This is a genomic window from Corynebacterium sp. LaCa117 (assembly GCF_046717765.1).
GTDB classification, from domain to species: Bacteria; Actinomycetota; Actinomycetes; order Mycobacteriales; family Mycobacteriaceae; genus Corynebacterium; species Corynebacterium kefirresidentii.
In genome coordinates this window covers 1,006,584-1,016,697 of the sequence record NZ_CP177102.1, presented here as the reverse complement: position 1 = coordinate 1,016,697, position 10,114 = coordinate 1,006,584, and the positions used below count along the sequence as shown (strand labels likewise).

Here is a 10,114-nt window from a genome sequence, read left to right as displayed (position 1 = left end):
ATTCCCACCAAGGCCAAACCACATTGCAGCATTCCCTGGCGGCTGATAAAAGGCGAGCACAACCGCCCCAATTACGCTTATAGTCAGAAAAACCACAGGCGCTTAGCAGGACATTCTTCCATAGCAATTGAATTGCCCATTCCGCATAGTTTGCGAAGTGGTGATCCCAAATCGGCGAAAAGAATTCGCGAGCAAGGTATACGCTGGAACTCACCCTGGAAAACGAAGAACTCCCCCAGCACACCGTGGCGCACGCTCGTGCTTCCCGATATGCAGGGGGAGCTTTGAAGTTAGCCGTTATTTCTCGCCCAAGAGAGCGTCGACAAAGCCTTCGACCTCAAACGGCGCGAGATCATCGGCGCCTTCGCCCAAGCCCACGAGCTTGACCGGAACGCCCAATTCCTCTTGCACCTGGAAGACAATTCCGCCCTTGGCAGTACCATCCAGCTTGGTTAGGACGACGCCGGTGATATCTACTACCTCGCGGAAAATCCGGGCCTGGGTCAGGCCATTTTGTCCCACGGTGGCGTCCAGTACCAGCAGAACCTCGTCCACATCGGTCTTCTTTTCCACCACGCGCTTGACCTTGCCCAACTGGTCCATCAAGTCTGTGGAGGTATGCAGGCGGCCTGCGGTATCTACCAAGACCACATCTACTTGCTGTTCTACACCGCGAGCTACCGCGTCGAAGGCGACCGATGCTGGGTCAGCGCCCTCCTTGCCGCGCACGGTATCGGCGCCAACGCGGCGACCCCATGTCTCGAGCTGATCAGCGGCCGCAGCACGGAAAGTATCCGCCGCACCCAGAAGTACCTTATGGCCCATGGCTACAAGCACACGGGCAAGCTTGCCCGTCGTGGTGGTTTTGCCGGTGCCGTTAACGCCGACAACCATAACGATGGCTGGCTTACCCTCATTCGGCATGGCCTTAATGGAACGGTCCATCTCTGGGTGGCCGGCCTCGATGAGGCATTCACGCAGCATGGCACGGGCTTCGTCCTCGCTGGAGACGCCGCGCTCAGCAATCTTCTCGCGCAGGGAGTCAGTCACTTTCATAGTGGACTTGGTGCCTAGGTCCGCCATGATGAGAGTATCTTCTACTTCCTCCCAGGCGTCTTCGTCCAGGTCGCCTGCGGAAAGAATCCCCATAAGTCCCTGGCCGATGGCATTTTGCGACCTGGACAGGCGTCCACGCAAACGGCCGAGGCGCCCACCGGCAGGAGCGATGTCTTCCTGTGGTGCTGGCGCTGGGGCCGGCTCTCCCTCTGGAACCTCGGTCTGCTCCTTGGCAGCTTCGGCCGCGCCGGTTTGTGCCTCGGCTGCAGCCGCAGCCTCTTCGGCCTCCTCGCGGTCATCGACACGCTCTTCAATGTCTTCCGCGTTCTTGTCTTCAACGACCTCGTCAAAGACTGGGGATTCCTCTGCTACTGCGGCGTCTTCCACAGCTACGGTATCTTCAGGAGCTTCTGCCTTTTCAGCAGCTGGCGAAGCCTCCTCCGCTGGCTTATCTGCCTGCGGCGTCGTTGGCTCCTTCGGCTCGGATGCTGCTGCTGGCTGCTCGACCGACTCTGCGACATTATCCGCAGGCGTTTCCTTGCGTTCTGCAGCCGCAGCTGCCGTACCCGCTACCCCTGCTGCACCGGCAGCCGTTGCCGCACCGGCAGCAGTTGCCTCCGCAGCTCCAGCGCCCGTGGACGGGTTCTTTTCGGACTTATCTGGGAGAGAGTCAGTCGGCTGCTCTTTGACATCTGCCGGCTTCTTGGTCTCAGTAGTTTTATTGGTTTCTGCCGGCTTTGCCTGCTGTGGTGCCGGCTTATTTTCCTTTGGTTGCTCTACCGCGGGCTTGTCGGCCGCAGCATCGGTCTTAGCCTGAGTAGGCTGTGGCTTGTCCGCAGGTGCTTGCGGCTTGGCCTGTGGTTGTGGGGTCTTGCCGCTAAGCTGCTCGTTGGCGATGTCGGTAGCATTAGGCTCTGCCTTTGTTTCCTGATGTGCCGGAGCTGACTTATCCGCAGCTGGCTGGTTCTTCACGGGCTTTTCCGCTTGCACCGGGCTCTTCTGCTTTTCCTTGGCACTACCGGCAGGAGCGAAGTTAAAGCCGGACTTAGCTTGATAGTTGCCGGACTTTTGCTCCTGAGTTAACTGCTTCGGTTCTTCCTCAGTGGGCTTGTCAAAGGACACCTTCTTGGCGTCGCCGCGCTTTTTGCCGATTACTACGAGAAGAATAATCAGCACAATGACGACGATCGCAATGCCGATCCATAACCATAAAGAATTCATGTCTCTATAGTGCCAGTCTTGCGGGCTCGCGGCACGCCAAACCCCCTCCTATCCCGGATAGAGGGGCCTACCGGCAGGCGACGCCCGCGGCTACCACCCTGGCTAGTCGCCCCGTGGAGCGTCGACGCCCAAGCGGGTAGCGTCCTCGCTGGCTTGCTCTGTTCCAGGGGCACTACCTGCGGGATTCATGCGCTGCGAAATAACACGGGTTACACCGTCGCCGCGCATGGTCACGCCATAAAGCACGTTAGCTACATCCATCGTCGGCTTTTGGTGCGTAATGACGATAAGCTGCGAATCCTTGCGCAACTCTTCAAAAAGGGCGATAAGGCGGCGCAGGTTGACATCATCAAGCGCTGCCTCAACCTCATCCATGACGTAGAACGGGCTGGGGCGGGCGCGGAAGATTGCTACCAGCATTGCCAGCGCGGTGAGCGATTTCTCACCACCAGAAAGCAAGGACAGGCGCTTGACCTTCTTGCCCGGTGGGCGCGCTTCCACCTCGATGCCGGTGGTAAGCATGTCCTCCGGCTCAGTGAGGATGAGACGGCCCTCGCCACCAGGGAAAAGGGTCTGGAAGACCTTGGGGAATTCCGCTTCCACGTCATGCCAGGCATCGGTGAAAAGCTGTAAAATCTGCGCATCCACGTCCTCGATAACCCCGGCAAGATCCTTGCGGGCTTGGATGACATCTTCCAACTGGGTGGACAGGAAGGAATAACGTTCCTCCAAAGCCTTATATTCTTCCAACGCAAGCGGATTAACCTTGCCCAAAGAATTCAAGTCCTTTTCTGCTTGCTTCAGGCGCGCATTTTCCGCCCCGCGATCGAAATCCTCGCCTGGGGTGTAGTCCTGCAAAAGGTCCGAAATCGCAATGCCGAGCTGCTCTACGATCTTGGATTCTGCTTCATCGACGCGCACCTGTGCTTGTGAGCGAGCAATTTCTGAGTCATGAGCGCGGTTGGTTAGCCGGTCCAGCTGCTGTCGCGCGGCCGAGACTTGTTGTTTTACTTGCTGCAGCTGCGCGTTCAAGGAGGTGCGCTGCGCAAAGTAGTCATCGCGCTCAGCGGTGGCGCGCTCTAGCAATTGCGTGGCGCGCGCGGCCAAATCACGCGAATGCCTTGCCACTGCACCGGCCAATTCCCCTTGGGCTTTGCGCCGGGCCATGGCCTGCTCATGGCGAGCCTTGGCTTGGCGCTCATGCTGCGCTTGGCGACGCAATGCCTCGCCCTTCCCCGCTACCTGACCCACCTGGTCTTGAGCAGAGCGGGCTGCAACCTGCGCCTCCATCTCCATCGACTTAACCTGCTCTAATGCGGCCGAAGCCTCATCACGTTCCGCCGAAGAAGGCTCGTCTGGCTGCTCGTCTGCATCGACGCGGGCGAGCCTATCGCGGGCGTCGGCAAGCTGCTTGCGGGCCTCTGCGATCTTTAACTCAATCTCGGTCGCCCGCGCCGCAGCCTTTTCGTGCTCCGATTTATTGGCCTCGTATTGCTTGAGCAGTCGCTGGTGATCGCGCTTCCACGCGTCAACCTCGGTATCGTGTTCGCGCAAGGCAGCCTTCGCCGAAGCGGCGGTCACGCGGGCATCTTCTGCCGCAATCTTTGCGCCCTCAAGTGTGCCGGATAGTTCTTCTAGCTCCTGCGTCGCAGATTCCAGCTGTTCCTCTGCCTCTGCGATGCGAGCGGTGACCTCTACGGTAGACGAGGCACCGGTGCCTACTTCTACCCAACCTTCGCCCAGCACCACGCCCGATTCGGTAACGGCGCGCAGGCGAGGATCCTCTGCCACCAATTTTTTCGCCGCCGCGAAATCGGGAACGAGCACGACATCCGCCAGCAGGCGGTGCAGCGCGGCGGATACCTCCGGAACCACAGCAATGTGGTCGAGCAACCACGAGGTTCCGCTAGGCAAAGTTGCATCCACGCGCCAGGAAGTGGCGGGGGCGGCCACAGAGACATCGACAAGCGCGGAGCGCGTACCCTTTTCCAGGTCCGCAATGAGCTGACTGGAAATCTCGCCGGCCTGAGCCTCAGCGAAGGCGCCCAATGCGGCAGCAACCGCCGTCTCATATGAGGTGCTGATGAATGTGGCCAGCGGCTGGAACTGCTCACCTACATCGATTTTTTCTGGTGCGGTCTGGGCCAAGGTATCGATACGGGAGCGCAACGTGTACACGGCTCGCTCGCGTTCGCGCTGCTCGTCGCGCAGCTGTTCCAAGCGTTTGTCGGCCGCACCCGATTCACTGGCCGCGCGCACATGTGCCTCCTCGAGCGGCTCGCGCTCGCCAGCCAAAGATTGCAGTTTATCCGCCACCTCATCGGCCTCTGCCTGTGCAGACTGGGTGCGCTGGCTGGTAGAAGCAAGGGTTTCTTCTTGCCGCGCTAGCTCCTCTTCCGCCGAAGTAACCTGGCCTGCCGCCTTTTCCTCCGCCGCGATAAGGCGGACTACGCCCTCGCGCCTATCAGCAATGGCGCGCAGCTGGGCCATGTGTTCGCGCTCGGCCGCCTCGAAGGCTTCGCGACGCTCTGCTACCTCTTCACGGATCGCTTCCAGGCGTTCCGCAGCTTCTTCCGCCGCGGCGAGAAGCTCCGCATGCTCCTCATCTGCACGAGCGGCCCGTGCCTCTAGATCCTCCGGATCTTGGCCAGAATAAGCCACCTGCGCACCAGCATTGGCCGCTCGCTCTTCCGCGATGCGCTGCGTGGCAGAAATGCGCTCAGAAAGCGTAGACAGATCAAACCACAGTTTTTGGGCCGCATCTGCCTTGGGGCTTATTTCTTCTAGTTGGGCTTCTACCTCTAGCTGGGAGCCTGTCGCTTCTTCCAGCTGTGCCGTAACTTCTTCAACCTGCTCGGCGAGAACTTCGGCCGTGCGCTCGGCCTCCTGAAACTTGCTGCGCAGTCGCACTACCCTATCGCCGGCAAGGCGCAGGCGGGCATCGCGCAGATCAGCTTGCACCGTGGCCGCACGCTGCGCGGCCTCGGCCTGGCGGGCCAAAGGCTTAAGCTGCTTTCCTAGCTCATCCGTAAGGTCCTGCAGACGATCCAAATTGGCCTGCATGCCAGTGAGCTTTCGCTGCGCTTTTTCCTTGCGGCGGCGGTGCTTGAGCACACCCGCTGCCTCTTCGATATAGGAGCGCCGATCTTCGGGCCGCGATTCGAGGATTTCAGAAAGCTTGCCTTGGCCGACGATAATGTGCATCTCGCGGCCAATACCCGAATCAGAGAGCAGCTCCTGAATATCCATAAGGCGCGCTTTGGCACCATTGATTTCGTATTCGCTGGCACCGTCACGGAACATTCGGCGGGTGACCGAAACTTCCGAATACTCGATCGGCAGCGCGCCGTCCGCATTATCGATGGTGAGGGTTACCTCGGCGCGGCCCAAGGCTTTGCGGTCGCCGGCGCCGGCGAAAATGACGTCTTGCATCTTTCCGCCACGCAGCGTCTTGGCGCTTCCCTCGCCCATGACCCAAGCTAGCGCGTCGACCACATTGGACTTGCCGGAACCATTTGGTCCGACAACAGCGCAAATGCCCGGCTCAAATTTCAGAGACGTCGCCGACGCAAATGATTTAAAGCCTTTGAGCGTCAGCGATTTCAGGTGCATTTGGGTTAGTTTAGCAAGCTTAGAGCACGCCTGCCCAGCCGAGCCTCAAGGCTCGCAAGTGCGGGCATGTCCTGTGCGTTAGCGTTCAATGAAGCCAGACTCCCCCTTGGGGGCAGCCCACTGCTCGACTACTAGGTCCACTGTTCCTGGCCGGCGAGTCATACTGGGCTGTTCTTTGAGGAGTCCTAGCAACTCTTCACATTTCTCCCGCGGTCCCTCGGCTACAACCTGAACCCGACCGTCGGCCAAATTAGTAGCATGCCCCTTCAAGCCGAGCTCGAGGGCACGGGAGCGCGTCCACCATCGAAAGCCCACGCCTTGGACGTGCCCGTGGACAAAAGCGGTCATTCTTTCCATGGTCAAGCGGCCTCCCTAGCTCCTAGTAGTGATCTTGTTGACCCTTATCGCGCAGGACGCGGCGGTCCTCTTCGCTGCGACGAGTGACGGGGTCGGAGCCGTCCCAGCACTCCACGCCTTTAAGCTCGGGCAGCATATCGCGGTGGAATACCGGGTCAATGCCATGGCTGCGCTGCTCGTTGTAGTTCTTGAGCAGTTTAATGGCCACCCCGGATAGCGGCACGATGGCGAGGATATTGAGGATAACCATGGTTGCCGCGCCGGTATCGGCCAAGGCAAAGACCAGCGGCAAGGAGCCCACCGCACCGAACCAGACAAAGAAAAGTACGACGAGGCGGAAAATCACCAGCGCAGGCTTGCTCTGGGTGAGGTACTCCAGGTTAGACTCCGCCAAGTAGTAATTGCCCAGGATGGAAGAGAAGGCTAGGAAGAAGAGGATAAAGCTGACGAAGTGGATTCCCCACTCGCCCACCTCAGAAGATAGGGCTGCCTGGGTCAAGGACACGCCTTCTGCTTCTGCACCATAGGCAATCTCTGGTCCCAGCAAGATAATGAAAGCGGTGATGGTACATACCACCAAGGTGTCAAAGTACACGCCGAGGGTCTGCACCAAGCCTTGCTTGACTGGGTGAGATACGGCCGCAGTTGCCGCCGCGTTAGGGGCAGAGCCTTCGCCGGCCTCATTTGAAAACAGACCGCGCTGAATACCCTTCATCATGGCCGCGCCAAGACCGGCTCCCGCAATTTCCTTGATTCCTAGGGCGTGACCGACGATATCGCCAATCATTCCCGGTACCTTGTCAAAATTGGTAATGACAACAAAACCGCCGATGAGCAGGTAAGCCACCGCCATAAATGGCACGATGACCTGGGTGATATTGGCAATGCGGTTCACACCGCCAAAGATGATGAGCCCCGCGACCACGGCGATAACAATGCCGATAATGGAGCGGAACATCGTGTCATCGCGGTCAAAGGAAAAGGACACCGCATCCGCAATGGCGTTGGTCTGGAAGGCGTTATATACCAAGCCAAAGGTAAAGGCGATGGCGATGGAGAAAAGCACGCCGAGCGGTCCCCACCCCAAACCGCGCTTCATATAATACGCCGGACCACCGCGGTACCCATTGCCATCGCGCACCTTCCACAGCTGAGCCAGGGTTGACTCGATGAATGCAGTAGCGCCACCCAGGATGGCAATCAGCCACATCCAGAAGACGGCACCTGGGCCGCCAACGGAAATGGCCACGGCCACACCGGCAACGTTACCGGTGCCAACGCGGGAGGCAGCTGAAATGGTGAAGGCCTTAAACGCAGAGATTCCGCCATAGTCTTCGTCCTCATTGCGGCCCTCCCCCTTGGGGCGCTCGACGACGGCGCGGAACATATCCGGCACCATGCGCACTTGCACCAAAGCAGTACGGATGCCGAAGAATAGACCCGCAGCAATCAGCAGCCACGGCAAAATCCACGACCACACGCCGTCATTAAATGTCGTTACGACATTTTCAAGAAAATCCATGCAGAATAATTTACTGCCTTAAGGTTCACAACGTGAACCCCATGCGCCATAAATTATTGACAATGGGGGCAAAAATGGGTGGACCGCCCTGAAATTACGCACCGCTCCAAGGGCGTTCCACACCGCAGACAGGGCTGGCCAGCACGCCCATACGCGGCCAAGGAACGCGAAAAATACCCCGATTCGCCGTTCACATTTACGTACAGGGAATCAAAACTCGTGCCACCCACTTTTAGGGCCGCTGTCATGACCTCCTGAGCTGCCGCAAGCAGAGCAACAGCATCTTTTTGCCGCAAGGTCGAGGCTTTCTTGCGGGGTGAGATTTGGGCGGCCCACAGGGATTCATCAGCGTAAATATTGCCGATTCCAGAGGTCAGCGTTTGATCCAAAAGCGCGGTCTTCACTGCGGTCCTCTTCGCACGCAGGCGCCGTGCTGTAGCCGCACTATCGAAATCTGGTTCCAGCGGGTCAATGCCAATGTGCGCAATCTTGTCCCACGGCGCATACAACCAGTACCCAAAGGTGCGCTGGTCAACAAAGCACACCTCTACCCCACCGCTCAGCTGGGCGGTAATGCGAAGGTGCGAAGATTCGGTGGCACCTATTCGGATCTGACCCGACATACCTAGGTGGATAAAGAGGACGTCACGGTGGGGGTCCATGGCATCTTCGCCCACAAATTCCAGCCACATAAACTTCCCGCGTCTGGCCACCGCAGAGATCTCTTTGCCCTCAAGAAGTCCAGAAAGTGGCTCATCCTGGCCACGATTGGAACGCGGGTGTAATACCTCTACAGACTGAAAAGTCCGCCCCACCACGTGGGGTGCAAGGCCACGGCGGACGGACTCGACTTCCGGCAATTCCGGCATGCTCAGCCCTCTTTATGTGCAGTGCCTTGCACCAAAAGCGGAGTTTCGCGCAGGGTCTGGCAGGCCTCCTGAGCTGCCTGCTGCTCGGCCAACTTTTTATTGTGGCCCACACCATTTCCTACGGTCAGACCAGCCACAGTAGCTACTGCGTTAAAGGTCTGGTCATGCTCTGGTCCGGTGGAAGTAGCCGAATAAACCGGCATCGGCGCCTTTAGCTCCGCGCACAGCTCCTGCAAAGTGGTCTTCCAATCCAAGTGGCGCCCGCTCACAGTCGCATTTTCGATCTTTTCCGCAAATAAGCGCAAGATGACGTCACGCGCCGTTTCAAAACCATGCTCGCGGTAAATGGCGCCAAAGATTGCCTCAGTGGTATCCGCAAGAATGGAATCTTTATCGCGGCCACCGGTGGACTGCTCGCCCTTACCCAACAAAATGTGCGGGCCTAGGTTTATTTCTCGGGCGATATCAGACAGGCCGTAGCGCGAGACTATCGATGCGCGCATCTTGGAAATATCCGATTCCGGACGGGACGGGTAGGTGATGTAGAGCTGAGAGGCTACCGAAAGGCCCAGCACCGCATCGCCCAAGAACTCCAAGCGCTCGTTATTTGGCAAGTGCCCATTTTCATTAGCAAATGAACGGTGGGTCAACGCTAGGCACAGGTGCTCTGGTTGCAATTCCACACCGAGCGATTCCAACAACGGGGAATGGTCTACTGCAGCGAACTCGGCAGCCAGTGCCTCTTCCCCAGTTAGCTTCTTCTTGCGGCTCATAGGAACTTCTCCAAACCAGCCCAGCGGGGATCGACCTTTTCTTCGTCCTCTTCGCCAGAGATACCCGTGGTTACGCCCTCAGGCGTGTCAATCTCGCAGCCATCTTCGCATACCGGGGCAAAGGGAAGATTAAGGCCTGCCTCATCGATCACGGCCTGCAAGAGATCCAGCTCATCATCTTCAATCTCTGGAATCTCATCTCCGGATCCTTCGTCGCCGTCTGAAGGGGTATCTCCCGAGACAAAGGATTCGTCGGCTGCAAAGACCTGTGTGACGTGCAAGTCCAACTGTGGGTGCAATTCCTTCAAGCAGCGAGCGCATTCCCCGGTCAGCTGTCCGGATACGTTGGCATCCACTAAGACACCTGCGCCAAGAGGGGTCAAGGTAGCGTCTACGGTGAGCTCTTCGCCCTGCGGAATGGCGATCATCTCCACGCCGATCCTCTCAGGTGAGGGGCCGGTTTGGGTGCGTTGTTCCGGCAGTGCGTCAGCGCCTTGGGCGTTCAACAATTCGCCCACATCGAACTTCAATGGTGATGTCATAACACTAGGTAGTCTACCTTGCCCCGCAAACTCCGCCTAGCGGCCCGCGCGAGGAAAGTTTCTGTCAAGAGTCTGGCGTTTAATGTAAAAGGACATATGCCTTTGCGGATTAGCCTTTTCCCGAGCGAAGGCCGTCCTTAGTCTGGAAGCATGACCTACCAC

7 protein-coding genes are annotated in these 10,114 nt (G+C 58.4%); all 7 read right to left on the bottom strand.

What is annotated here, in order from left to right:
• Positions 1 to 297: 297 nt before the first annotated feature.
• The 7 genes from ftsY to ACLI1L_RS05075 all read right to left on the bottom strand — a co-directional run bounded on the left by ftsY (position 298) and on the right by ACLI1L_RS05075 (position 9,952).
• Positions 298 to 2,277: a signal recognition particle-docking protein FtsY gene (gene ftsY, locus ACLI1L_RS05105; RefSeq protein ID WP_411708241.1), complete on the bottom strand. Its 1,980-nt coding sequence runs from the start codon at positions 2,275 to 2,277 to the stop codon at positions 298 to 300.
• Between the two features lie 102 nt (positions 2,278 to 2,379).
• Complete coding sequence (smc, locus tag ACLI1L_RS05100; protein WP_411708240.1) at positions 2,380 to 5,889, bottom strand: chromosome segregation protein SMC; 3,510 nt, start codon at positions 5,887 to 5,889, stop codon at positions 2,380 to 2,382.
• 78 nt (positions 5,890 to 5,967) lie between these two features.
• Entirely contained in the window at positions 5,968 to 6,246 is a 279-nt protein-coding gene (locus ACLI1L_RS05095; RefSeq protein WP_023021271.1) for an acylphosphatase, read from the bottom strand.
• A 22-nt stretch (positions 6,247 to 6,268) separates the two neighbouring features.
• Complete coding sequence (locus ACLI1L_RS05090; RefSeq protein ID WP_086587447.1) at positions 6,269 to 7,768, bottom strand: alanine/glycine:cation symporter family protein; 1,500 nt, start codon at positions 7,766 to 7,768, stop codon at positions 6,269 to 6,271.
• A gap of 53 nt (positions 7,769 to 7,821) precedes the next feature.
• Entirely contained in the window at positions 7,822 to 8,637 is an 816-nt protein-coding gene (gene mutM, locus ACLI1L_RS05085; RefSeq protein ID WP_394286548.1) for a bifunctional DNA-formamidopyrimidine glycosylase/DNA-(apurinic or apyrimidinic site) lyase, read from the bottom strand.
• Positions 8,638 to 8,639: 2 nt separating this feature from the next.
• On the bottom strand, positions 8,640 to 9,410 hold the full coding sequence (gene rnc / locus ACLI1L_RS05080; RefSeq protein WP_023021268.1) for a ribonuclease III: 771 nt from the start codon (positions 9,408 to 9,410) through the stop codon (positions 8,640 to 8,642).
• Positions 9,407 to 9,952, bottom strand: a complete 546-nt coding sequence (locus ACLI1L_RS05075) for a YceD family protein (protein WP_023021267.1) — start codon at positions 9,950 to 9,952, stop codon at positions 9,407 to 9,409. Before ACLI1L_RS05075 ends, rnc begins: the two co-directional genes overlap by 4 nt.
• Positions 9,953 to 10,114 lie beyond the last annotated feature (162 nt).